22 protein-coding genes are annotated in these 24,710 nt (G+C 61.9%); 11 read left to right on the top strand and 11 right to left on the bottom strand.

What is annotated here, in order from left to right; genetic code table 11:
• Nucleotides 1-154 precede the first annotated feature (154 nt).
• Together dusA and tal are read left to right on the top strand one after the other, a co-directional pair.
• On the top strand, nucleotides 155-1,156 hold the full coding sequence (gene dusA, locus DK261_RS29440) for a tRNA dihydrouridine(20/20a) synthase DusA (RefSeq protein WP_080768798.1): 1,002 nt from the start codon (nucleotides 155-157) through the stop codon (nucleotides 1,154-1,156).
• Nucleotides 1,157-1,345: 189 nt separating this feature from the next.
• On the top strand, nucleotides 1,346-2,272 hold the full coding sequence (gene tal / locus DK261_RS29435) for a transaldolase (RefSeq protein ID WP_028682986.1): 927 nt from the start codon (nucleotides 1,346-1,348) through the stop codon (nucleotides 2,270-2,272).
• Nucleotides 2,273-2,346: 74 nt separating this feature from the next.
• On the opposite strand, the gene rssC is transcribed toward tal, so the two are convergent.
• The gene (gene rssC, locus DK261_RS29430) at nucleotides 2,347-2,829 is read right to left on the bottom strand and encodes an anti-sigma factor antagonist RssC (RefSeq protein WP_007926970.1); all 483 of its coding nucleotides are present in this window, start codon (nucleotides 2,827-2,829) and stop codon (nucleotides 2,347-2,349) included.
• Nucleotides 2,829-4,010 carry a two-component system response regulator RssB gene (gene rssB, locus DK261_RS29425; RefSeq protein WP_007926968.1) on the bottom strand — a complete coding sequence of 394 codons (1,182 nt, stop codon included), beginning with the start codon at nucleotides 4,008-4,010 and terminating at the stop codon, nucleotides 2,829-2,831. Before rssB ends, rssC begins: the two co-directional genes overlap by 1 nt.
• A gap of 277 nt (nucleotides 4,011-4,287) precedes the next feature.
• Here rssB and DK261_RS29415 point away from each other — a divergent pair, with 277 nt between their 5' ends.
• Entirely contained in the window at nucleotides 4,288-4,587 is a 300-nt protein-coding gene (locus tag DK261_RS29415) for a PilZ domain-containing protein (protein ID WP_009047985.1), read from the top strand.
• A gap of 60 nt (nucleotides 4,588-4,647) precedes the next feature.
• Here the strand turns inward: DK261_RS29415 and DK261_RS29410 are convergent, their stop codons facing one another.
• Nucleotides 4,648-5,331: a VacJ family lipoprotein gene (locus tag DK261_RS29410; RefSeq protein ID WP_009047984.1), complete on the bottom strand. Its 684-nt coding sequence runs from the start codon at nucleotides 5,329-5,331 to the stop codon at nucleotides 4,648-4,650.
• Nucleotides 5,332-5,533: 202 nt separating this feature from the next.
• On the opposite strand from DK261_RS29410, the gene DK261_RS29405 reads away from it, so the two are divergent.
• Both DK261_RS29405 and DK261_RS29400 read left to right on the top strand, forming a co-directional pair.
• The gene (locus tag DK261_RS29405) at nucleotides 5,534-6,154 is read left to right on the top strand and encodes a hypothetical protein (protein ID WP_009047983.1); all 621 of its coding nucleotides are present in this window, start codon (nucleotides 5,534-5,536) and stop codon (nucleotides 6,152-6,154) included.
• Between the two features lie 113 nt (nucleotides 6,155-6,267).
• Entirely contained in the window at nucleotides 6,268-6,531 is a 264-nt protein-coding gene (locus DK261_RS29400) for a DUF4404 family protein (protein WP_007926964.1), read from the top strand.
• Between the two features lie 48 nt (nucleotides 6,532-6,579).
• Here the strand turns inward: DK261_RS29400 and queF are convergent, their stop codons facing one another.
• Nucleotides 6,580-7,410 (bottom strand): NADPH-dependent 7-cyano-7-deazaguanine reductase QueF, encoded by an 831-nt coding sequence (gene queF / locus DK261_RS29395; protein WP_016704931.1) that lies wholly within the window; start codon nucleotides 7,408-7,410, stop codon nucleotides 6,580-6,582.
• A gap of 68 nt (nucleotides 7,411-7,478) precedes the next feature.
• Entirely contained in the window at nucleotides 7,479-8,033 is a 555-nt protein-coding gene (locus DK261_RS29390; RefSeq protein WP_009047981.1) for a plastocyanin/azurin family copper-binding protein, read from the bottom strand.
• Nucleotides 8,034-8,188: 155 nt separating this feature from the next.
• Between DK261_RS29390 and DK261_RS29385 the strand changes: the two genes are divergently transcribed.
• Both DK261_RS29385 and DK261_RS29380 read left to right on the top strand, forming a co-directional pair.
• Entirely contained in the window at nucleotides 8,189-8,869 is a 681-nt protein-coding gene (locus DK261_RS29385) for a heavy metal response regulator transcription factor (RefSeq protein ID WP_007926961.1), read from the top strand.
• On the top strand, nucleotides 8,869-10,230 hold the full coding sequence (locus DK261_RS29380) for a heavy metal sensor histidine kinase (RefSeq protein WP_110177232.1): 1,362 nt from the start codon (nucleotides 8,869-8,871) through the stop codon (nucleotides 10,228-10,230). Before DK261_RS29385 ends, DK261_RS29380 begins: the two co-directional genes overlap by 1 nt.
• Before the next feature lie 62 nt (nucleotides 10,231-10,292).
• Here DK261_RS29380 and DK261_RS29375 read toward each other — a convergent pair whose 3' ends face one another.
• The 3 genes from DK261_RS29375 to DK261_RS29365 all read right to left on the bottom strand — a co-directional run bounded on the left by DK261_RS29375 (nucleotide 10,293) and on the right by DK261_RS29365 (nucleotide 13,543).
• The gene (locus tag DK261_RS29375; protein WP_009047979.1) at nucleotides 10,293-11,537 is read right to left on the bottom strand and encodes a lipoprotein-releasing ABC transporter permease subunit; all 1,245 of its coding nucleotides are present in this window, start codon (nucleotides 11,535-11,537) and stop codon (nucleotides 10,293-10,295) included.
• Between the two features lie 64 nt (nucleotides 11,538-11,601).
• Complete coding sequence (lolD, locus tag DK261_RS29370) at nucleotides 11,602-12,285, bottom strand: lipoprotein-releasing ABC transporter ATP-binding protein LolD (protein ID WP_164485326.1); 684 nt, start codon at nucleotides 12,283-12,285, stop codon at nucleotides 11,602-11,604.
• 7 nt (nucleotides 12,286-12,292) lie between these two features.
• Nucleotides 12,293-13,543: a lipoprotein-releasing ABC transporter permease subunit gene (locus DK261_RS29365; protein ID WP_039967885.1), complete on the bottom strand. Its 1,251-nt coding sequence runs from the start codon at nucleotides 13,541-13,543 to the stop codon at nucleotides 12,293-12,295.
• 94 nt (nucleotides 13,544-13,637) lie between these two features.
• Here DK261_RS29365 and DK261_RS29360 point away from each other — a divergent pair, with 94 nt between their 5' ends.
• On the top strand, nucleotides 13,638-14,225 hold the full coding sequence (locus tag DK261_RS29360; RefSeq protein WP_009047976.1) for a PilZ domain-containing protein: 588 nt from the start codon (nucleotides 13,638-13,640) through the stop codon (nucleotides 14,223-14,225).
• 61 nt (nucleotides 14,226-14,286) lie between these two features.
• Nucleotides 14,287-15,009, top strand: a complete 723-nt coding sequence (locus DK261_RS29355) for a glycerophosphodiester phosphodiesterase family protein (protein ID WP_009047975.1) — start codon at nucleotides 14,287-14,289, stop codon at nucleotides 15,007-15,009.
• A gap of 42 nt (nucleotides 15,010-15,051) precedes the next feature.
• Here the strand turns inward: DK261_RS29355 and sthA are convergent, their stop codons facing one another.
• Entirely contained in the window at nucleotides 15,052-16,446 is a 1,395-nt protein-coding gene (sthA, locus tag DK261_RS29350) for a Si-specific NAD(P)(+) transhydrogenase (RefSeq protein ID WP_007926939.1), read from the bottom strand.
• A gap of 201 nt (nucleotides 16,447-16,647) precedes the next feature.
• The gene (locus DK261_RS29345; protein ID WP_009047974.1) at nucleotides 16,648-17,625 is read right to left on the bottom strand and encodes an FAD:protein FMN transferase; all 978 of its coding nucleotides are present in this window, start codon (nucleotides 17,623-17,625) and stop codon (nucleotides 16,648-16,650) included.
• A gap of 373 nt (nucleotides 17,626-17,998) precedes the next feature.
• Here DK261_RS29345 and DK261_RS29340 point away from each other — a divergent pair, with 373 nt between their 5' ends.
• On the top strand, nucleotides 17,999-19,297 hold the full coding sequence (locus DK261_RS29340) for an MFS transporter (RefSeq protein WP_009047973.1): 1,299 nt from the start codon (nucleotides 17,999-18,001) through the stop codon (nucleotides 19,295-19,297).
• 147 nt (nucleotides 19,298-19,444) lie between these two features.
• Here DK261_RS29340 and DK261_RS29335 read toward each other — a convergent pair whose 3' ends face one another.
• Nucleotides 19,445-20,908, bottom strand: a complete 1,464-nt coding sequence (locus tag DK261_RS29335) for a glyceraldehyde-3-phosphate dehydrogenase (protein WP_016704937.1) — start codon at nucleotides 20,906-20,908, stop codon at nucleotides 19,445-19,447.
• A 350-nt stretch (nucleotides 20,909-21,258) separates the two neighbouring features.
• Here DK261_RS29335 and mfd point away from each other — a divergent pair, with 350 nt between their 5' ends.
• A complete protein-coding gene (gene mfd, locus DK261_RS29330) occupies nucleotides 21,259-24,708 on the top strand; it encodes a transcription-repair coupling factor (protein WP_009047971.1) in 3,450 nt (1,149 codons plus the stop codon).
• Nucleotides 24,709-24,710: the final 2 nt, after the last annotated feature.

Raw genomic sequence — 24,710 nt, 5'->3', positions numbered from 1 at the left:
TGCCCGCTTTTTATTACCCTGCTGCTATTCATACAACCGACCGGAACATAAGAAACGAAGACCATTCATCCTCCTGATACACGCGCCCTCCCAACCCCGGAACGCCATTCCTGATAAACTTCCCCTCCTTCGCCTCACCCATCCAGATTGCCCAATGCTCTTATCTCCTGCTCCAACTGCTTCGCCAGTCCTTTCTCGCCGCTTCTCTGTGGCGCCGATGATGGATTGGACTGACCGCCATTGCCGCTTCTTCCTGCGCCTGCTGTCCAAGCACGCCCTGCTCTACACCGAGATGGTCACCACCGGTGCGTTGCTCAATGGCGATCATGAGCGTTTTCTGCGTCATGACGAGTCCGAGCATCCCCTGGCGTTGCAGTTGGGTGGCAGTACGCCGGCGGATCTGGCGGCTTGTGCGCGGATGGCGCAGGAGCATGGTTACGACGAGGTGAACCTCAACGTCGGCTGCCCGAGCGATCGGGTGCAGAACAATATGATCGGTGCCTGTCTGATGGGGCATCCGGGGTTGGTGGCCGATTGCGTGAAGGCGATGCGCGATGCGGTGAGCATTCCGGTGACGGTCAAGCATCGGATCGGCATCAATGGCCGCGACAGTTATGAAGAGTTGTGCGACTTCGTCGGCCAGGTGCGCGAGGCCGGCTGCACCAGCTTTACCGTGCATGCGCGGATCGCGATTCTTGAAGGACTATCGCCGAAGGAAAACCGTGACATTCCTCCGCTGCGTTATGACGTGGCGGCACGACTGAAGGCGGACTTCCCCGAGCTGGAGATCATCCTCAACGGCGGCATCAAGACCCTGGAAGCCTGCCATGAGCACTTGCAGACTTTCGACGGGGTGATGCTGGGCCGCGAGGCTTATCACAATCCTTACCTGCTGGCGGAGGTGGATCAACAGTTGTTCGCCAGCACGGCGCCGGTGATTTCCCGGGCCGAAGCGCTGGCACAGTTGCGGCCCTATATCGCCAGGCACCTGGCCACAGGTGGCGCCATGCACCACATCACTCGCCATGTACTGGGGCTGGGCACCGGTTTTCCGGGGGCGCGCAAGTTCCGCCAACTGCTCTCGGTGGACATCCACAAGGCCAAGGATCCGCTGGCGCTGCTGGATCAGGCGGGGCAGTTGCTCGAAGGTCGCTAACGGTCGCGCGGGTTGAACCTGACGGGTGTTTTGGCATCGTAGTAAACGGATAGCGCCCCAGCATTCAAACACCTGTTTTTCAGGTTGTTGCCCTTGGGGCTTGTTTAGGCCTCCGCTTACCTCTTCACGCCCTTGAGCGGCTGTCAGCGCTCGGGTAATGTCAACAGACCCACAGGACAGAGCACACTCATGACTTCCAAGCTGGAACAACTCAAGCAGTTCACCACCGTGGTTGCCGACACCGGCGACTTCGACGCTATCGCCCGGGTCAAACCGGTAGACGCCACCACCAACCCTTCCCTGTTGCTCAAGGCCGCGGCCATTCCGGGTTACGCCGAGCTGCTGAATGCCTGCGTCAGCGACGTCAAGGGCGATGTCGGCCTGGCCAGCGACCGCTTTGGCGTCGCGGTGGGTAAAGAAATCCTCAAACTGATCCCGGGCCGTATTTCCACCGAAGTGGATGCACGCCTGTCGTTCGACACCGACGCCATGCTCAAGCGTGCCCATCGCCTGATCGAGCTGTACGACAAGGCTGGCATCGGCCGTGATCGTGTACTGATCAAGATCGCCTCCACCTGGGAAGGCATCCGCGCTGCCGAGCAACTGGAACGCGAAGGCATCCAGACTAACCTGACCCTGCTGTTCTCCTTCGCCCAGGCGATTGCCTGCGCCGAGGCCGGCGTGTTCCTGATCTCGCCGTTCGTGGGCCGTATCTACGACTGGTACAAAAAGGCCAGCGGCAACGACTACACCGGCGCCGACGATCCGGGCGTGCAATCGGTGACCCGCATCTACAACTACTACAAGGCCAATGACTACAAGACCGTGGTCATGGGTGCAAGCTTCCGTAACCTGAACCAGATCGAGCAACTGGCCGGCTGCGACCGACTGACCATCAGCCCCGACCTGATCGAGAAGCTGGCCGCCGATACCGGCAAGCTGGAGCGCAAACTGATGCCGGGCCATGCTGGCGAAGCCCGCCAGAGCCTGAACGAAGCGCAGTTCCGCTGGGCCTCCAATGAAGACGCGATGGCTACCGAGAAACTGGCCGAAGGTATTCGTCAGTTCGCCCGCGACCAGGAAAAACTCGAGGCACTGCTGGCCGCCAAGCTCTGATCGAGCGAGCGCCAACGCAAAAGGGCGAACCCTCGTGGGTTCGCCCTTTTTTATGCGCTGCCGCTTTTATCGGATCAGTTACGTTCCAGGGCATTCACCAGATCGTGGAACGCCTCGCGGTTGGAGTCGTTCAAGCCCATGAGGATCTTGTGCGCTTCCAGCACCTTGAGCCGCACCACCTCTTCCGACTGGTCCTGGGATGGCAGGTCGGTCAGGCATTCCGGGCATGGGATCGGACGGTCAACGATGTTGAACACCTGATCGAAGCCCATGGACTGCAGCAGCCGAGTGATGTCTTCGTGGGTGGTGACGACGGTCGGCAACAGGCCGACCTTTTGCCGCGACAGGATCGACAGCTTGGCCAGCAGGCCCAGGGTGGTGCTGTCGATGCTACGGGTTTCGGTCAGGTCGATCACGATCGCCGAGAAATTCAGCGCCGTGAAGATCCGCTCAATAGTCGCATCCAGCGCCGAACACAGGGTCAGGCGCACTTCACCGATAAACTTCAGGACAAAGGTGCCGTCCTGCTCGGCGAACTGGATTCTACCGGTACTCATTAAAGATTCCTGCTCAACACCAACAGGGCGATATCATCCGGCATCTCCCCTAGCGTGGCCAATCCAAAAACTTGCCGCAGACCATCCAGGCTGCCGCCTGCCGTTCTCACCCGTTCAGGTAAGGCGGCCTCTTTCTCTTTGAGTGTGGGTTCCGGCAAAAGGTCCAGAATGCCATCAGACATCAGCGTCAAGCTGAAGCTCGGAGGCAGTTCCAGAATGTGATCTTCATAGGTGGCTTCATTGAACAAGCCTACCGGCAGACCGCGCCCTTCCAGGTAACGCACACTGTCTGGCGTGTACAACACAGGCAATGGCAGGTGTCCGCCAATGCTATAGGTCAACAAGCCCGTCTCCTCGTCGATGACGCCACCGACCATTGTCACGTGTTTGCCCAGCTTACAGCTGATCAGACCACGGTTGATATGGCCAAGAACTTCCGACGGCTTGAATTCCGGCAAAGTGCCATTGCGCTTGGACTCGAACAGCAAGCGCGTGGTCATGAACTTGAGCAGCACCGTGACAAAGGCCGATGACGCGCCATGTCCGGAAACATCCGCCAGGTAAAAGGCTACGCGGCGCTCGTCGACACGAAAGTAATCGACGAAATCACCGGACAGGTACAACGACGGGATGATCTGGTGCGCGAACTTGAACTCATCGATGGTCCAGGGGCTCACCGGCAGCATGTTCATCTGCACCTGGCGCCCGGCGTTCTGATCTTCCTGCAACAGGCTCAGGCTGGCTTCGAGCTCACGGTTGGCGGCTTCCAGCTTCTCCCGGTAGCGCTGGTTTTCCAGCAGCAGGCGCGCACGATCCAGTGCCCGGCGCACCGAGTGCTCCAGCACCGCGAGGTCTTCCAGCGGCTTGATCAGATAGTCCGCTGCGCCCAGGCGCAGGGCCTCGACGGCATCGTTCATCACACCGGCACCGGAAACCACGATGACCGGGGTTTGCGGCTCGATGTCGGTTACCTGACGGATTAGTTCGAGGCCGCCCATCTGCGGCATGCGCAGATCGCAGATCACCAAGTCGGGCTTTTCCTGCTCGAACACCTGAAGTCCCTGCTGGCCGTTACTGGCCTGCAGGACGCTGAAGCCACTGTCTTCCAAATAGGCCGCGAGGCTCGCGCGCACTACTTCGTCGTCATCGATTATCAGCAGCGTGGCACTGGTTTTTGGCATGTGGGCAAACGGCGCCAGAATTAGGTTGGCGTAGGTGGCTGGGCACGAGGCCTGGACACACACTACTGGATTCGCTTTCTAGCCACTCTGGAAACGGAGCCAGGGCCCGTAGCCCTGCACGCTCGACCATCAGAGGTGCCCTTCTAAGGCGCAGACGGTACTCCCATCCGCGGGGCGTTTCAAGCTCATGCCGATGGTCGCTGGACGTCTTTACACCTCAAATCACCGGGAGTTATAAGAACAGACAAATCCGCAACTTAAACGCAGGATGGAGCCTATGAGCCCAAACGATCGTGACTACAGTGAAAAGCGCGATTACATCCGCATGCGGGTGGATGCAGAGGTCACGCTGATCCATCAGGGCCAGGTGATTTCAGCCGTCTGTATCGACCTTTCCAGCAGTGGCATGCAGGTCCGGGCACCACGCTCATTCAAGGTTGGCGACCAGCTCAGCGTGCGTATCGATTCCGACCATGCTGCCCTCAGGGGACTGGAAGCGGACACCGAAGTGGTCTGGGTCACCGAACTGGAAGGCAACGGCCAGAAACTTGGCCTTACAATCCTGAAGATGAACTGATTCTGAAACCCATGAAAAAAGGCGGCCTCGAGGCCGCCTTTTTCATGACTGGGTCAAAGCTTAAAAATCGTCTTCGACCTTGCCGTCCTTGACCTTGAATTCGCGGTTCTGCAGGTAGGCATTGCGAATGAAGGTGTACTTGTCGCCACTGATCAGCTTCTCGCTCGACAGCAGGCTGGCGCGGGTGTCGACGACCTCCAGGGCAAACACGCTGTTACGTACCGGCACGTCGTTCACATAACGGTAACCGTCGGTAAAGCTGTCCACATACTTGGCCGGCGCGTCGCGCAGGGTGCTCGGACCGAAGAACGGCAGCATCACGTAAGGACCGCTGCCGACCCCCCAGTAACCCAGGGTCTGGCCGAAGTCTTCATCGTTACGCTGCAAACCCATCTTGGTGCTCACATCGAAAAAGCCCGCTACGCCGATGGTGGTGTTCATCAACAGCCGCGCAGTGTCGACGGCAGCGGCATGGGGCTTGGCCTGCAGGATATCGTTGGCCAGGTTGCCGACATCACCGATGTTACGGAAGAAGTTGTGAATGCCGTCTTCGAGAAATTGCGGCGTTACGGCCTGATAACCTTTTGCCAAGGGTTTCAGCGCATAGGTATCGATGGTGTCGTTGAAGGTGAAGATCGGACGGTTGATGCTTTCCCACGGATCGTCTTCCGCAGCGTGGGCCAAAACCGGCACCAGCAGCATGCCGGCACACATAAGCTGAGCGAGACGATTGCTCCAGCGCATAGCAGAAACTCCTTGGATTGTACTGTCGCGGGCGCTATGCCCTGGCGGTAAGCGCGCTAGTATAAGTCGGATATATCCATTTATGCAGCACTGGCGCAGCGCTTAGCCCTCTCCCCCCTCGTTTGCATGGCCTGTTCACGAGGCTGTCACCCAACGGTCATCTGCCGTCGATACGCTTGCAAGGTATTTCAGGGACGTCACGATGCCTCACGCCGAAGCCTTGCCTGTATCCGCCCCCACCTTGACCGCCGTGCTCTTTGGCCTCAGCGGTTGCCTGGTGGATTTCGGCGCGCGGATGCGCCTGCACAGCGCCGATCACCCGGTCCTGGAACAGGCCCACGCCACCCACGGCGCCCTGGACATCCTGCACAGCCTGCAACAACAAGGCGTACCTTGCGCCTGGCTCGACGAATTGCCCGACAGTCTCAGCCAGCGCCTGGCGAGTTCACTACCCGACTGGGTCATCGCCTCCCCCAACACAGGCTCCCGCTGGCCTGCTCCCGATGCCTGCTGGCAGGCGCTGATGGCCCTGAATGCCAGCCGGCTGGACGGCTGCGTGCTGGTCAGCGGCGAACCGCGCCTGCTGCAATCGGGCCTCAACGCCGGCCTGTGGACCATCGGCCTGGCGTCCTGCGGTTCGCTCTGTGGCATGAGCCCGGCGCAATGGCAGGCGCTGAGTCAGCAGGAACGCGAGCTCAAGCGTGGCAAGGCGACCCTGCATCTATTCAGCCTCGGCGTGCACTCGGTGATCGACCATCTGGGAGAGCTGCCGACCTGCCTCGCCGACATCGGCCAGCGTCGCCTGAAGGGTGAAAAACCCTGACTTGATCAAGATCATGCACATTGCCCGCGAGTGGATTACGCTAAGGTTCAGACATGGACCTTTAGCGAATCGGCGCGGTCCATGGCTGTGCCTATCAATGAAGGGAGAACGCCATGCCTGCCCGCGAACTGCAAGAACAGCTCAATACCCTGCGCGAGCAATTGGAGCAGAACCCACCGCTTTCGGAAGCAGAACGCGCCAATCTGCAGGAATTGATGCAACAGATCGAGCTCGAGCTCAAACTGGAAAACGCCACCCAGGACACCAGCCTGGCCGACGGGGTCAACCTCGCCGTCGAACGCTTCGAGCTTGAGCACCCCGCCATTGCCGGCACCTTGCGCAACATCGTGCAAACCCTCGGCAACATGGGGATTTAACCCCCTTACAAACAAAAAAAGCCCCGCTACCAGAGCGGGGCTTTTTCATTACTGGCGAACCAGTCGGAAGTTGGCGAAACTCGCGGTTTCGGTGCTGCGATACGGGTTGATGTCCAGGCCGCCACGACGCACATAACGCGCATACACCGTGAGCTTCTCCGGCTGCAGCAAACGCTGCAGGTCGAGGAAAATCCGCTCCACGCATTGCTCATGGAAGTCCGAGTGCTGGCGGAAGCTCACCAGGTAGGCCAGCAGGCTGGCGTGATCCAGCGCCGGGCCACGGTACTCCACCACCACGCTGCCCCAGTCCGGCTGGCTGGTGACCGGGCAATTGGATTTGAGCAGATGACTGTGCACGCTCTCCTCGACAATCCGCGACCTGTCGCACTGCAGCAGCTCCGGACGTGGATGTTCATAGCTGCTGACGTTGATATCCAGCTCGTCGATGCAGGTCCCCGGCAAGGCCACCACACCTTCTGCCTCCACTTCGCCCAGGCTGCGGATCCGCACGCCCACCGGCTTGCCGGCTGCCGCCGAGAGGTCGGCACGCAAGGTTTCTTCCAGGCTCTGGCGATCCGCGAAAGGGGTCTGGTTCAGCGAGTTGAGGTACAGCTTGAACGACTTCGACTCGATGATGTTCGGTGAGTCCGCCGGAATGCTGAACTCGGCGATGGCCACCACCGGCTTGCCGGAAGGCAGCAGCCAGGACAGCTCGAAGCAGTTCCAGAAGTCCACGCCTTTATAAGGCAGGGTGTCGGCGCTCAGGCCCAGCTCGGCCCATTTCGCCGCCCGCGGGATCGGGAACAGCAAGGACGGTGTGTAGGTGGAGACGTATTCACTGGACTTGCCCAGCGGCGAATGTTCGGCTGCGGGATGCATGGCGGAAACCTGACTGAAGAATCAGGCGATTCTATCAGTCTTTGCCTCCGCCTTTGAGCCCCAGGCGCTTACTGGCTGACGGTCAGCTTGCCGACCATGCCCGCCTGATAGTGCCCCGGGATATTGCAGGCGAACTCCAGGCTGCCGGCCTTGCTGAAGGTCCAGGTCAGCTCAGCGGTCTTGCCCGGCTCCACCAGCACGCTGTTCGGATCGTCGTGCTTCATGCCGGGCATCGCGCCATGCCCCATGGCGGCGTGATCCATGGCCCCGGCGGGCATACTCTTCATCGCGGTAGGTGTCAGCATGCCGCTCTGCTGCATCTTCAGCATTTCCTGCTGGTGCTCGGCATGCATGGCCGCGGTACCGAGATTGAGCTCATGCAGCAACTGGCCCTTGTTGATCAAGACGAAACGCACGGTCTCGCCAGCCTTGATGTCCAGGCTCTTGGGGGTGTAGGACATGTCGTTCATGACCACTTCCACCGTACGCGTGGCCTTGGCCGCCGAGGCCGCCTGACCGAAATCGTAGGTCTGCGCCGGCGATGCCCAGGCCGGTGCACCCAATGCCAGCAAACACGCGGCCAGCGTCAACGAACGAGGTAAAACACTCTTGGGTAAAAACATAGTCGTACTCCAATAAGATGAGGTTCAGCGTGTGTGAAACTCTAAGGCCGCACCGCTGCCAGCTGGCTGACTACTAAATTACAACTTTGTCAGCTTGTGCCATGCGGCCGTTGCCCACGGTATAAAGCCCGCGTTCCATTTGCCATGAGTCGCCCATGAAATTGCTGATCGTCGAAGACCAACCGAAAACCGGCCACTACCTGCGCCAGGGCCTGAGCGAGGCCGGCTTCAATGCCGAGCTGGTGGCCGATGGCACCACCGGCCAACACTTGGCGCTGACCGGCGACTATTCCCTGTTGATTCTCGACGTGATGCTGCCGGGCCGCGATGGCTGGCAGATCCTGCAAGCCGTGCGCGGCGCCGGGCTGGAGATACCGGTACTGTTCCTGACCGCGCGCGATGCGGTGGAAGACCGGGTTCACGGCCTGGAGCTGGGCGCCGACGATTACCTGGTCAAGCCTTTCGCCTTCTCCGAACTCCTGGCCCGGGTTCGCAGCCTGCTGCGCCGCGGCAGCTCCACGCCCCAGGAAACCACCCTGCAACTGGCGGACCTGCGCCTGGACCTGATTCGCCGACGGGTCGAACGCAACGGCCAACGCATCGACCTCACCGCCAAGGAGTTCTCGCTGCTGGAAATGCTCCTGCGACGCCAGGGCGAAGTATTGCCCAAGACGTTGATCGCCTCTCAGGTCTGGGACATGAACTTCGACAGCGACACCAATGTCATCGAAGTGGCGATCCGCCGCCTGCGCCTGAAGATCGATGACGATTACCCCAACAAGCTGATCCACACCGTGCGCGGCATGGGCTACGTGCTCGAAGAGCGCCAGGCCTGATGCGCCGCTTGACCCTGAGTGGGCGCCTGGCCCTGTTGTTCGCCGGCTGCACCGCAGTGGTTTCGTTGCTCGCCGGGGTGCTGTTCAGCCGCGCCAGCGAGGCGCACTTCATCGAACTCGACCAGCAACTGCTGGAAGGCAAGCTGATCGCCATGCGCAGTGCGCTGCAGGGCGCCGCCGACCCGCAACGCTTTGCCGAACGCAAGGCGCAGTTGCAGGATGAACTCAGCCATCAACCGGACCTGACGCTGCGGGTCACAGGCGCGGATGGCGCCGTCTGGTTCGACAGCGCCAAGGGGTTGCCGGCCACTGCGGCCCAGCCGACCGGACTGCACAGTCTGCAACACGACGGTACCGCCTACCGCATCTACAGTGCAGCCCTGGAGCCCGGCCAGGCCGGCTCGCCAGAGCTGACCCTGATGCTCGATATCACCCACCACCAGCACTTCCTGCAACGCATGCAGCACCTGATCTGGCTGACCGTCGGCCTTTCGGCACTGGCCACTGCGCTGCTCGGGGCCTGGGCGGCGCGCAGCGGCCTGCGTCCGTTACGGCGGATGAGCGAGGTCGCCGCGGGTGTTTCAGCCAGCTCGCTGACCCAGCGCTTGCCGGAGCAGCAGATGCCCGGCGAACTGGCCGAACTGGCCCAGGCCTTCAATGCCATGCTCGGGCGCCTGGACGACTCCTTCCAGCGTCTCTCCGCGTTCTCGGCGGACATCGCCCATGAACTGCGCACCCCACTGTCGAACCTGCTGACCCACACCCAGGTCACCCTCACCCGCCCACGGGCGCTGGAAGACTATCGCGAAGCGCTGCACAGCAACCTCGAAGAGTTGCAGTGGATGGCCCAACTGGTCAACGACATGCTCTACCTGGCCAAGGCCGACCATGGCCTGCTGACGCCAAAGCGCGAAGCCCTGGAGCTGGGTGACGAAACCGACATGCTGCTGGAGTTCTATTCGCCGCTGGCCGAAGACGCCGGCATCGCCCTGGGGCGCGAAGGCAGTGCGAAGATCCAGGGCGACCGCAGCATGTTGCGTCGCGCCCTTTCCAACCTGCTGGACAACGCCCTGCGCTTCACCCCGGCTGGCGGTGAAGTGCGGGTGCGGCTTGGCGAGACCGCCAAGGCTTCATACCTGCGGGTGGAAAACACCGGCGAAGGTATTCCGCCTGAACGCTTGCCACGGCTGTTCGACCGCTTCTACCGCGCCGACCCGGCGCGCCATGAAGGCAGCAGTGAACATGCAGGCTTGGGGCTGGCCATCACTCAATCGATCATCCGCGCCCATGGCGGGCAGATTCGTTGCGAATCGGCGCAGGGCCGGACGAGTTTTGTAATTGAGTTGCCGAGGCAGGACTAGCGCAGGGGTTGCGAGCAAGCTCCCCGGAGGAGTGAGCTTGCTCGCGATAGCGGGCTTGGGCCTTAGGAGTAACGCAACGCCGTCGCCGGCTCGACTTTCGCCGCGCGCCAGGCTGGATACAGGGTCGCCAGGAAGCTCAGGACAAAACCCGCGGTGCAGATCAGGGCCACGTCGCCGCCCTGCAGCTCGGAAGGCAGGTTGCTGACGAAGTACACGTCGGAACTGAAGATGTGCTGGCCGCTGACCCGTTCCAGCCAACCCACCAGCGCACTGACGTTCAACGCCGCGATCACCCCCAGCACGCCACCGATCAAGGTGCCGACGATGCCGATCACCGTGCCCTGGACCATGAAGATCGCCATGATCTGCCGTGGCGTGGCGCCGATGGTGCGCAGGATCGCGATGTCCGCGCCCTTGTCGTTCACCACCATGATCAGCGTGGCGATGATGTTGAACGCGGCCACGGCGACGATCATCAGCAGCAACAGGCCGATCATGGTCTTTTCCATCTTCATCGCGCTGAACAGGCTGCCCTGGGTGTGGGTCCAGTCATCGGCCTTGAAGCCAGCGCCCAGGCTGGCCGCGATGTCGCTGGAAACCTTGGGCGCGGCGTACAGGTCCTTGACCGCCAGGCGCACGCTCTGCACCTGGTTCGGCTGCCAATGCTGCATCTCGGCGGCATCGGCCACATGGATCAAGCCCATGGAACCGTCGAGTTCGGCCCCGACCTTGAACACCCCGACCACGTTCAAACGCTGCATGCGCGGGGTGATGCCGCCCGGCGCAGAGCTGATTTCCGGCACGATCAGGGTCAGCTTGTCGCCGACATTCAGGCGGAAGCGGCGTGCCGTGATCTCACCGATCACCACCCCGAACTCGCCCGGTTTCAAGGCATCCAGACGGCCCTGCACGATGTGCTGGGCAACGATGGAGACCTTGCCTTCCTGGGCCGGGTCGATGCCGCTGATCTGAATCGGCTGCATCGAGCCCTTGTAGGAGAGCATGCCCTCCATCTCGGTGAACGGCACCGCGGCCGTCACCTCGGGATTTTTCATCGCCGCGGCGGCCACCGGCTGCCAGTCGTCGATCGGCTTGACGCCGACGATGGTGGCGTGGGGCACCATGCCGAGGATGCGCGAGCTCATTTCGCGCTGGAAACCGTTCATCACCGACAACACCACGATCATCGCCAGCACGCCCAGGGCGAGGCCGATCATCGAGGTCATGGAGATGAAGGAAACAAAGCGATTGCGGCGCTTGGCGCGGGTATAGCGCGTGCCGATAAAGATCGATAACGGTCTGAACATTCGCTGGGGCACCGTATGGAAATTAAAGACCCGGCGCCTGTTTCAGGCGCCGGGTTGCAGCCAGTCAGATGGGTGTCAGGAAACCTTCCTGCAGGTGCAGGACGCGATCCATCTGGCGAGCCAGGTTCATGTCGTGGGTCACCACCAGGAACGCGGTACGCATCGAGGTACTGAGTTCCAGCATCAAATCCTGAATGCCTTGCGCGGTGTGGGAATCGAGGTTGCCGGTCGGCTCGTCGAGCATCACCAGCCCTGGCTTGTTGACCAGGGCGCGAGCGATGGCCACACGCTGGCGTTCGCCACCGGACAGCTCGGCCGGCTTGTGCTCCAGGCGATGGGCCAGCCCGACCCGCTCCAGCAAGGCCGTGGCCCGCTGACGGGCTTCCGGGATCGCGGTCTTGCCGATCAGCAGCGGCATGCAGACGTTTTCCAGGGCGGTGAATTCCGGCAGCAAATGGTGGAACTGGTAGACGAAACCGAGGGAGCGGTTGCGCAACAGGCCGCGGCCCTTCTCGCTCAGTGCCGAAAGCTCTTCACCGTCGAGCCAGACGCTGCCCTTGGTTGGCGTGTCGAGGCCGCCCAGCAGGTTGAGCAAGGTACTTTTGCCCGAACCGGAGGTACCGACGATCGCCACCCGTTCGCCCGGGTGCAACTCCAGTTGCAGGCCGGACAACACCACCACCGACTCCGGACCTTCCTCGTAGGACTTGCCCAGGTCGCGGCAGCTCAGAATTGCTTTTTCACTCATGCCCAACTCACTCATAACGTAGCGCCTCCGCAGGCTGGGTGCGCGCGGCACGCCAGGCTGGATACAGGGTGGCGAGGAAACTCAGGACCAGTGCCGCACCGCAGACCATCAACACGTCTTCGGCCATCAGTTGCGATGGCAGGTAGTCGATGAAGTACACGTCGGCATTGAGGAATTTGTGCCCGATCAGGCCTTCGAGGGCCGAGATCGCCGCGCTGACGTTCAACGCCGCGAACATCCCGACCACGGCGCCGATCAAAGTACCGATCACACCGATCACCGTGCCCTGGACCATGAAGGTCGCCATGATGCTGGCCGGCGTCGCCCCCAGGGTGCGCAGGATCGCGATATCGCCCTTCTTGTCGTTCACTACCATCACCAGGGTGGAAATGATGTTGAAGGCGGCAACAGCGACGATCAGCAGCAACAGCAGGCCGATCATGGCTTTTTCCATGCGGATGGCCTGGTACAGGTTGCCGTGGGTACGGGTCCAGTCACGGGCGTAGTACTGGTTCTCGCCCAGATGCTCGGCAATTTCCCAGGCGGTGCGTGGCGCCTGGAACAGGTCGTCGAACTTCAGGCGCAGGCCCTGGACCTGATCCGGCTTCCAGCGGTGCAGGCGGCCCAGGTCGTCGAGGTTGGTCAGGCCCAGATAGCCGTCCAGCTCACCGGCGCCAACATGGAAGATGCCGACCACGGTAAAACGCTTCATGCGCGGGAACATCCCGGCCGGGGTCACCGTGACCTCGGGCGCGACGAAGGTCAGTTTGTCGCCCAGGCCAACCCCCAGCTTGGTCGCCGCCTTGTCGCCGATCACGATGCCGAATCTGCCGGGCGCCAGGTCGTCCAGCTTGCCCTGCTTCATGAAGTTATCGATGATCGAAACCTGGCGTTCCTTGGCCGGATCGATGGCGTTGAGCAGGACTTTCTGCACCTGGCCGTTATTGGTCAGCAACCCCTGCATCTGGGTGAAGGGCGCAACCGCCAGCACCTTGGGGTTCTGCTTGACCTTGTCGGCCAGGCCTTGCCAGTCGCTGATCGGCTCACCGGACTCAATGGTCGCGTGGGGCACCATGCCCAGCACGCGGGTGCGCATCTCATGGTCGAAGCCATTCATCACCGACAGCACGACGATCATCACGACCACGCCCAGGGCGAGTCCGATCATCGAGGTCAGGGAAATGAATGACACGAAATGATTGCGACGCTTTGCACGGGTATAACGCGTGCCAATAAATACGAAGAGAGGTCTGAACATGTCGGGGCTTGTTCGGAGGAAAAGAAGACGTCCTTGTGGCGGGTCCAGGTAAGCAGCTTTACACTCAGACCACCGCCGCTACCATGGGTTCGCCATGTCGACATTAGATGAAGAAGATCGCCGCGAATACTACCGTATCGAGGACACGATCGCACTGGAAATTAGCCCCTTGTCCGCCCACGAAGCGGCGAGCAAGGAAGTGTTGCAGGATGCGTCGCCGCTGTTCAACCTGCTCAGCGAGTTGCATCTGAGCGAATTCGAATCGCAGCACCTGCTGCGCCAGGTCAGCGAGCGCGACCGGACCCTGGCCAACTACCTCAAGACCATGAACAAGCGCATCGACCTGCTCAGCCAGGTGGTGGCGCAGACCGTGCTCGGCAAGTTCGGCGAACCGCAGCGGGTGATTCTCTCCGAAGGCGGCATCGAGTTCGAACATCACCTGTCCTACCCGGCCGGCACCCACCTGGCGGTCAAGCTGCTGCTGATGCCCCAGGCCTTGGGCCTGTTGTTGCGGGCCAAGGTCACCCACTGTGAAACCCGCAGTTTCGGCACGTTCGAAATCGGTACCGAGTTCGAATCATTGACCGACGCCCAACGCCAGTTGCTGGCGCGCTATATCCTGCAGAAGCAAGCCCAGGAACGTCGCCAGGCCCGAGAGCAGAACGACCCGGCCGCCGACTGACCTGTGGCCCCATCGCGCAGCACTGACCATCTAATGGAAAAATTTCCGTGAAGGAGCAATCGTGACCCTGATTTATGGCCACCGCGGCGCTAAAGGCGAAGCACCGGAAAACACCCTGACCAGCTTCCAGCAGTGCCTCAAGCATGGCGTACGCCGTTGCGAACTGGACCTGCACCTGTCCATGGACGGCGAGCTGATGGTGATCCACGACCCCACCCTCAAGCGCACCACCGACCGCCGCGGCAAGGTGGTCGAACACAGCGCCGAAGAACTGGTGACCTACGACGCCCGCAAGGGTGGCCCGGGCTGGGTCACGCCCTGCCCGATCCCGCGCCTGGAAGAACTGTTCGAAAAGTGCGACTTCGAGCACTGGCAGCTGGAGGTCAAGAGCGCCTCGCGCACCCGTGCCGCCACCACGGTGTTGGCGATTCGCGAAATGGCCCAGCGTTTCGGCCTGCTGGACAAGGTCACCGTCACCTCCAGTTCACGGGAAGTGCTCAAGGCGGCTGTCGAATTGACCCCGGATCTGTCGCGCGGGCTGGTCGCCGAATACGCCTGGCTCGACCCGTTGAAGGTCGCGCAAAGCTACGGCTGCGAGATGCTGGCGTTGAACTGGACACTCTGCACCCCGGAGCGGCTGCAACGGGCGCAGCGTCAGGGTTTGCATGTGTCGGTGTGGACAGTCAACGAGCCTGCACTGATGCGCAGGCTCGCCGACTTCGGCGTAGACAGCCTGATTACAGACTTTCCCGGTTTGGCCAGCGCCACGCTCGAGAGTTACTGAAATCGGTCTCCCCGGCCGGCTCAGGCCACCGGCCGGAGTCGCTCAAAAAAGCCGGTTGAGGCCGTCGTAAGCTGCGACCCGATAGGCTTCGGCCATGGTCGGGTAGTTGAACGTGGTGTTGACGAAGTACTTCAGGGTATTGAGCTCGCCCGGCTGGTTCATGATCGCCTGGCCGATGTGCACGATCTCCGAAGCCTGGTAGCCGAAGCAGTGCACGCCCAGGACTTCCAGGGTTTCGCGGTGGAACAGGATCTTCAGCATGCCTTGCGGCTCACCGGCGATCTGCGCGCGGGCCATGCTCTTGAAGAAGGCCTTGCCCACTTCGTACGGCACCTTGGCCTGGGTCAGTTCCTGCTCGTTCTTGCCGATCGAGCTGATCTCCGGAATGGTGTAGATCCCGGTCGGTACATCGTTGACGAAGCGCCAGCTGCCGTTGTCGACGATGCTGCCGGCGGCCGAACGACCCTGGTCATGGGCGGCACTGGCCAGGCTCGGCCAGCCGATCACGTCACCGGCGCCGTAGATGTTCGGCACGCAGGTGCGGTAGTTCTCGTCCACTTCGATCTGGCCACGGCTGTTGACCTTGACCCCGATGTTTTCCATGCCCAGCCGGTCGGTGTTGCCGGTCCGGCCATTGCACCAGAGCAAGGCGTCGGCCTTGATCTTCTTACCCGACTTGAGGTGCAGGATCACGCCGTTGTCGAGGCCTTCGACGCGGTCGTATTCCTCGTTGTGGCGCACGGTGATGTTGTTGTTGCTGAAGTGGTAGCTCAGCGCCTGGGAGATCTCGGAGTCCAGGAAGCTCAGCAACTGGCCGCGGTTGTCCACCAGCTCGACCAGTACCCCCAGGCCACTGAAGATCGACGCATATTCACAACCGATCACACCGGCGCCGTAAACGATGAGTTTGCGCGGGGTGTGGCCGAGGCTGAGGATGGTGTCGCTATCGTAGATACGCGGGTGGTGGAAATCGATATCGGCCGGGCGATACGGGCGCGAGCCGGTGGCGATGATGATGTGCTTGGCCACCAGCTTCTCGACCACACCGTTGGCGCAGACCACTTCGATGGTCTGCTCGTCGGCGAAGCTGCCGGTGCCGAAGAACACGTCGACCCGGTTACGCGCGTAGTAGCCGGTGCGCGAGGCGACCTGCTTGGAGATGACCTTCTCGGCGCTTTTCAGTACGTCGGGGAACGAGAACCAGCGCGGCTCGCCAATGGCCCGGAACATCGGGTTGGTGTTGAACTGCATGATCTGCCGGACCGAGTGACGCAAGGCCTTGGACGGGATGGTGCCCAGGTGGGTGCAGTTACCGCCGACCTGGCGACGGCTATCGACCATCGCTACCTTGCGTCCTGCTTTCGCGGCGTTCATTGCCGCACCTTCTCCAGCGGGGCCTGAACCCAGCACCACTACGTCGTAGTTGTAGACAGCCATGCGTACTCCTCAGAACAGGCCGCGGCACCCGATGTGGCGCCTGCGGCTAAATCATGTCGCGGCCAGCGGCATGAAGGATCAATTTGGCTCGGTTACGAACCCGGGCACAGTCTATAGAAGCGTCAACGCCGCGCACATTAACCCTTGGTCGCGTCGCCGGCTACTTTTGCCTGCGACATCGCGCCGCGGCGCTGCGCAAGATTACTGCTTTTGTCCGGCAAACAGGCGATCAAACGCGCGGTTGCTGCGTGTGACGAAGCCTGTATCGGCGCGAATCACAAAAAATGCGGCGATATCGTGTTTTTCTGCGTAATCCCAGCCGCGCTCGGGACCGAGGATCAGCAACAGGGTCGATAACCCATCGGCCATCACGGCCGCGGGATGGATCACCGTGACCGAGGCCAGCCCATGCTCGACAGGTCTGCCGGTGCGGGCGTCGAAGGTGTGGGAGTAACGCTGCCCGTCGCGCTGGAAATAATTGCGGTAGTCGCCGGAAGTCGAAACCCCATAACCATCGACGGCTATGACCCGCTCGGCCACCTGTCGATCGTCCCGAGGTTCCTCCAAAGCAATGCGCCACGCCGAACCGTCGGGTTTCCTGCCGACCGCCTTGAGTTCGCCCGTGGCTTCGACCAGGTAACTGTCGATGCCCATTTCCGCGAGCCTGGCGGCAATCCGGTCCACCGCATAACCGGCGGCGATGCTGTTGAAATCCACCTCGACCGCGGCGTCCTTGCACAGCCGGTCGCCCTCGATACGCAGATGGGTATAGCCGACCCGCTGCCGCGCTTGCGCCAGCGCCTCATCACTGGGCACCGCCTCTCCGCGCCCCTGCGGGCCGAAGCCCCAGAGGTTGAGCAACGGCTCGACCGTCAGATCGAAGGAGCCCTGGCTGTCCCGCGATAACTGCTGGCCCACCTCGACCAAGCGCAGGACCGCCGCCGGCATCGCCTGGCAGCTGTTGGCCGGCAGATCGTTGAAGCGTTCGATGTCCGAGTCGCTGCGATAGGTCGACATCTGCCGGTCGACCTGCGCGAGTATCTGCTCGACCTGGGCCTGCACCTCATTCGGCGCGGCCAGGCCTGCCCGCCTCACGTACTTGATCGAGTAGGTACTGCCCATGGTCGGGCCGCCGAAGCTTTCCAGCGAATCGCCCCGATCACATCCAGCCAGGGCCATGACCAAAACGACAGGAAGCCATCCTCGCACCCAAGATCCAACCAACAAGACTTCGCCTCCCGACACTCGATTTCCCTCTCGGCAGTCGCCGATCAGGGCGGGCCATTATGCGGCAGCCAGCGCGGATTTGATCCAGGCCGAACCCAGCTCATCGCAAGCTCGCTCCTGCGGGTTTATTCAGCGAGTTGGCTGGCAATAAATCCCAAGCCTTCCATCTACTTAGCAAGCAAGCTAAGAGTTTTTGTTGCCTCGGCAGACTCATACACATATTGTTACAAACTGTCTGGCCTGCGGCTTAGCCGCCCCAGACCGTGCAACCAGGACGGGTAACGACCAGGGATCGCTAACAAAATAGCCAAAGTGAGTGAATAAAATGTCCACGACCACGGGCAAAGGCAAGGCGATCTTTCGCGTTGTCAGCGGCAACTTTCTGGAGATGTTCGACTTCATGGTCTACGGCTTCTACGCCACGGCCATCGCCAAGACCTTCTTCCCTGCCGACAGTGCTTTCGCGTCACTGATGCTGTCGCTGGCGACCTTCGGCGCCGGCTTCCTGATGCGCCCGCTGGGCGCGATCTTTCTCGGTGCCTATATCGACCGCCATGGCCGCCGCCGGGGCCTGATCATCACCCTGCTGCTCATGGCCGCGGGCACAGTACTGATCGCCTGCGTCCCGGGTTATGCCACCCTCGGCGTCGCTGCGCCGTTGCTGGTGCTGCTCGGCCGCTTGCTGCAGGGTTTCTCTGCCGGGGTGGAGCTGGGTGGCGTCTCGGTTTACCTGGCGGAAATCTCCACCCCGGGTCGCAAGGGCTTCTTCGTCAGCTGGCAATCGGCGAGCCAACAGGCCGCCGTGGTATTCGCCGGCCTGCTGGGTGTGGGCCTGAATCACTGGCTGAGCCCGGAGCAAATGGGCGACTGGGGCTGGCGCGTACCGTTCCTGGTGGGCTGCATGATAGTGCCGGCGATCTTCATGATCCGTCGCTCGCTGGAAGAAACCCCGGAGTTCCAGGCACGCAAGCACCGCCCTACCCTGCAGGAAATCATCCGCTCCATTGGCCAGAACTTCGGCATCGTCCTGGCCGGCATGGCGCTGGTGGTGATGACCACCGTGTCCTTCTACCTAATCACCGCCTACACCCCGACCTTCGGCAAGGCCGAGCTGCAGCTGTCGGACCTGGACGCGCTGCTGGTCACCGTGTGCATCGGCCTGTCGAACTTCTTCTGGCTGCCGGTGATGGGCGCCGTCTCGGACAAGGTCGGGCGCAAGCCGCTGCTGCTGGCGGCGACCGTCCTGGCAATCCTGACGGCGTACCCGGCACTGTCCTGGCTGGTGGCCAACCCGAGTTTCAGCCACCTGCTGATCGTCGAGTTGTGGCTGTCCTTCCTCTATGGCTCGTACAACGGCGCCATGGTGGTAGCCCTCACCGAGATCATGCCGGTTGAAGTACGCACCACCGGCTTCTCCCTGGCCTACAGCCTGGCGACCGCCACCTTTGGCGGCTTCACGCCGGCAGCCTGCACCTACCTGATCCATGTGCTGGACAACAAGGCGGCGCCGGGTATCTGGCTCAGCGGCGCAGCGGTGCTGGGCCTGATCGCGACCCTGGTGCTGTTCCGCGGCAATCGCCACGAACTGCGCAGCGCACAGGCAGCGATAGCCGATGGCGCCTGACAGGACGTTATCGCGAGCGCGCCCAACGCTTCTGTAGGAGCGAGGCTTGCCCGCGATAACGCCCGAGCAGATACAAGCGCATCGCAAGCAAACGCCACAAACAAAAACGCCCCGACAAGTCGGGGCGTTTTCATGTGCGGCTAAGGTTTAGCGCGGGAACGCAGGCGGGTTCACACCAGCCATGTCTTCCATCACACGAACCACCTGGCAGCTGTAGCCGAATTCGTTGTCGTACCAGACGTACAGCACAACGCGGTTGTCCTGGGTGATGGTCGCTTCAGCGTCCACCACACCGGCGTGGCGCGAGCCAACGAAGTCGGTGGAAACCACTTCCTGGGAATTGACGAAGTCGATTTGCTTGTGCAGATCGGAGTGCAGCGCCATGTAGCGCAGGTACTCGTTCATCTCTTCACGGGTAGCGGCTTTCTCGAGGTTCAGGTTGAGAATGGCCATCGACACGTTTGGCGTCGGAACGCGGATCGCGTTACCGGTCAGCTTGCCGGCCAGCTCAGGCAGGGCCTTGGCAGCAGCGGTGGCAGCACCGGTCTCGGTGATCACCATGTTCAACGCGGCGCTACGGCCACGACGATCGCCCTTGTGGAAGTTGTCGATCAGGTTCTGGTCGTTGGTGTACGAGTGAACGGTTTCGACGTGCCCGTTGACGATGCCGAACTTGTCGTTCACGGCCTTGAGCACCGGCACGATGGCGTTGGTGGTGCAGGAAGCGGCGGAAACAATCTTGTCGTCAGCGGTGATGTCGGTGTGGTTGATACCGTGAACGATGTTCTTCAGCTTGCCTTTGCCAGGCGCGGTCAGAACGACGCGGTCGATACCCGGGCAGGCCAGGTGCTGGCCCAGGCCATCGGCGTCACGCCATACACCGGTGTTGTCCACCAGCAGCGCGTCTTTGATGCCGTACTGGGTGTAGTCCACCTCGGTCGGGTTCTTCGCGTAGATAACCTGGATCAGGTTGCCGTTGGCGGTGATGGTGTTGTTGGCTTCGTCGATGGTGATGGTGCCGTTGAACGAACCGTGTACCGAGTCGCGACGCAGCAGGCTGGCGCGCTTGGTCAGGTCGTTTTCGGCGCCTTTGCGCACCACGATGGCGCGCAGGCGCAGGCCGTCGCCACCACCGGTTTTCTCGATCAGGATGCGCGCCAGCAGACGGCCGATACGACCGAAGCCGTACAGGACCACGTCGGTGCCTTTGCGGGGCGAAGCGTTTTGCTGGCCAACCACGTCAGCCAGCTCTTCGCGAACGAATTGCTCGGCGGTGCGGCCATTGCCTTCGTTGCGGAATTTGAACGCCAACTTGCCCAGGTCCACCGAGGCAGCGCCGAGCTTGAGCTCGCTCATGGCCTTGAGCAGTGGGAATGTTTCGTGGACGGAGAGTTCGCTATCGTCGGAAGAACGATGGCGAGCAAAGCGGTGAGCTTTGAGAATCGCGATGACAGACTGGTTGATCAGGCTGCGGCCATAGATCGAACTCACCACATTGTTATTGCGGTAGAGCTGACCGATAAGCGGAATCATCGCTTCTGCGAGCGCTTCACGGTCGATCCATTCACCAAGACACTGGTCGGGCTTCTGAGTCACGGGAACCTTCCACATGTAGGGGCTGAAAAAAGGGGCTACATTATGCAGCCGAGTCCCCTGCGTAGCAATGCGCGCCTGTCGCGCAGAACGTAACAAAACCTCATCCGGAAAAATCACGCCCCGCTCCAGCCCAGTAAATACGCGGGTTTCAGAAAGGCCTCATTTTGCGCGGTAACCCAGCGTTGTCTGTAACCCTCCGTAACACCGCCCCAATTCGGCACTACATTTCCTGCCAAAAAACGCGTTTTTTTGTCATAACCACTACATTTTCCGCAACCGCGTAATAGACACATCAGCAACTGACAGCCGGTATGCCGGACCGCTACAATTACCGACTTTGTCGCAACGCTGGAGCTCAACCTTCCGTGCCCGTTCTGCGTCTACCGCAACTCCCTGCCGCCGCCGGCAAACAGCACTGGGGCAATCTGCCCGGTGCCGCCCTCAGCCTGGCCATTGCCGAGGCTGCCAGCGCCGCCAAGCGCTTCACCCTGCTGCTGACCGCCGATAGCCAAAGTGCCGAACGGCTGGAGCAGGAGCTGAGTTTCTTCGCCCCGGATTTGCCCGTGCTGCATTTCCCGGACTGGGAAACCCTGCCCTACGACCTGTTCTCGCCGCACCAGGACATCATCTCCCAGCGAATCGCCAGCCTGTACCGGCTACCGGAGCTGGAGCACGGTGTGCTGGTGGTGCCGATCACCACGGCCTTGCATCGCCTGGCGCCGACCAAGTTCCTGCTCGGCAGCAGCCTGGTGCTGGACATCGGCCAGAAGCTGGATGTCGAACAGATGCGTACCCGCCTGGAAGCCAGCGGCTATCGCTGTGTCGATACGGTGTACGAGCACGGCGAGTTCGCGGTGCGCGGCGCCTTGATCGACCTGTTCCCGATGGGCAGCAAACTGCCTTATCGCATCGACCTGTTCGACGATGAAATCGAGACCCTGCGCACCTTCGATCCGGAAAACCAGCGCTCCATCGACAAGGTCGATTCGGTACGCCTGCTGCCGGCGAAGGAATTCCCGCTGCAGAAAGAAGCCGTCACCCGCTTCAAGGCCCGTTTCCGCGAGCGCTTCGACGTCGACTTCCGCCGCTGCCCGATCTTCCAGGACCTGAGCAGCGGAATCACCCCGGCCGGCATCGAGTATTACCTGCCACTGTTCTTCGAAGACACCTCGACCCTGTTCGACTACCTGCCCCAGGACACCCAGGTGTTCTCCCTGCCAGGCATCGAACAGGCGGCCGAGAACTTCTGGAACGACGTGCGCAACCGTTACGAAGAACGCCGCGTCGATCCGTCCCGTCCTTTATTGCCGCCCGCCGAATTGTTCCTACCGGTGGAAGACTGCTTCGCCCGCCTGAAAAGCTGGCCGCGGGTAGTCGCCAGCCAGCAGGACATCGAGGCCGGTGGCGGCCGCGAGCGCTTCCCGGCGCAGACCCTGCCCAACCTCGCCATCGAAGCCAAGGCCAACCAGCCGCTGGCGGCCCTGGCGAACTTCCTCGACGAGTTCTCCGGACGCGTGCTGTTCACCGCCGAATCCGCCGGGCGCCGCGAGGTACTGCTGGAGTTGCTGGAGCGCCTGAAGCTGCGGCCAAAGACCGTCGACAGCTGGCCGGACTTCGTTGCCGGCAAGGACCGCCTGGCGATCACCATCGCGCCGCTGGACGAAGGCTTGCTGCTGGACGATCCAGCCCTGGCGCTGGTGGCCGAAAGCCCGCTGTTCGGCCAGCGCGTGATGCAGCGCCGGCGCCGGGAAAAACGCGCCGATGCCAACAACGATGCAGTGATCAAGAACCTCACCGAGCTGCGCGAAGGCGCGCCGGTGGTGCATATCGATCATGGCGTGGGCCGCTACCTGGGCCTGGCCACCCTGGAAATCGACAACCAGGCCGCCGAATTCCTCACCCTGGAATACGCCGAGGGCGCCAAGCTCTATGTGCCGGTGGCCAACCTGCACCTGATCGCCCGCTACACCGGTAGCGATGACGCCCTGGCGCCGCTGCACCGCCTGGGTTCGGAAACCTGGCAGAAGGCCAAGCGCAAGGCCGCCGAGCAGGTGCGCGATGTCGCCGCCGAGCTGCTGGACATCTACGCTCGCCGCGCGGCCCGCGAAGGTTATGCCTTCGCCGACCCGAAAGCCGACTACGCCACTTTCAGCGCCGGCTTCCCGTTCGAAGAAACCCCCGACCAGCAAACCACCATCGAAGCGGTGCGCGAGGACATGCTCGCGGCCAAGCCGATGGATCGCCTGGTCTGCGGCGACGTTGGCTTCGGCAAGACCGAAGTGGCGATGCGCGCGGCCTTCATCGCCGTGCACGGTGGCAAGCAAGTGGCGATCCTGGTGCCCACCACCCTGCTCGCCCAGCAGCACTACAACAGCTTCCGCGATCGCTTCGCCGACTGGCCGGTGACCGTGGAAGTGATGAGCCGCTTCAAGTCCGCCAAGGAAGTGAATGCCGCGGTGGCCGACCTGGCCGAAGGCAAGATCGACATCGTCATCGGCACCCACAAGCTGTTGCAGGACGATGTGAAGATCAAGAACCTCGGGCTGGTGATCATCGACGAAGAACACCGTTTCGGCGTGCGCCAGAAAGAGCAGCTCAAGGCCCTGCGCAGCGAAGTCGACATCCTGACCCTGACCGCCACGCCGATTCCGCGCACGCTGAACATGGCGGTCTCGGGCATGCGCGACCTGTCGATCATCGCCACGCCGCCAGCCCGACGCCTGTCGGTGCGCACTTTCGTCATGGAGCAGAACAAGAGCACGGTCAAAGAGGCCCTGCTGCGCGAGCTGCTGCGCGGCGGCCAGGTCTACTACCTGCACAACGATGTGAAGACCATCGAGAAATGCGCCGCCGACCTCGCCGAACTGGTGCCGGAAGCGCGCATCGGCATCGGCCACGGGCAGATGCGCGAACGCGAACTCGAACAGGTGATGAGCGACTTCTACCACAAGCGCTTCAACGTGCTGATCGCCTCGACCATCATCGAGACCGGCATCGACGTACCGAGCGCCAACACCATCATCATCGAGCGCGCCGACAAGTTCGGCCTGGCCCAGCTGCACCAGTTGCGCGGCCGGGTCGGTCGCAGCCACCACCAGGCCTACGCCTACCTGCTGACGCCAGCGCGCCAGCAGATCACCCCGGACGCGGAAAAGCGCCTGGAGGCGATCGCCAATACCCAGGACCTGGGGGCCGGCTTCGTGCTCGCCACCAACGACCTGGAAATCCGCGGCGCCGGCGAACTGCTGGGCGATGGCCAAAGCGGCCAGATCCAGGCGGTAGGCTTCACCCTTTATATGGAAATGCTCGAGCGCGCGGTGAAAGCCATCCGCAAGGGCGAGCAGCCGAACCTCGACCAGCCGCTGGGCGGCGGTCCGGAAATCAACCTGCGCCTGCCGGCGCTGATTCCCGAAGACTACCTGCCGGATGTGCACGCGCGGCTGATCCTCTACAAGCGCATTGCCTCGGCCACCGACGAGGACGGCCTGAAAGACCTGCAAGTGGAGATGATCGACCGCTTCGGCCTGTTGCCGGAACCGACCAAGAACCTGGTGCGCCTGACCCTGCTGAAACTGCAGGCCGAGCAACTGGGCATCAAGAAGGTCGACGGCGGCCCGCAAGGCGGTCGTCTCGAGTTCGCCGCCGATACCCCGGTGGATCCGCTGGCATTGATCAAACTCATCCAGGGCCAACCCAATCGCTACAAATTTGAAGGCGCCACGCTGTTCAAATTCATGGTGCCGATGGAACGCCCGGAAGAACGCTTCAACACATTGGAGGCGCTGTTCGAGCGCCTCACCCCGAAAACTGCTTGAAG

This window comes from Pseudomonas sp. RW409 (genome assembly GCF_003184125.1).
In the GTDB taxonomy this organism is placed as follows: domain Bacteria; phylum Pseudomonadota; class Gammaproteobacteria; order Pseudomonadales; family Pseudomonadaceae; genus Aquipseudomonas; species Aquipseudomonas chlororaphis_I.
The sequence above is the reverse complement of the archived record's forward strand: the minus strand, read 5'-3'. Positions and strand labels throughout refer to the sequence as shown.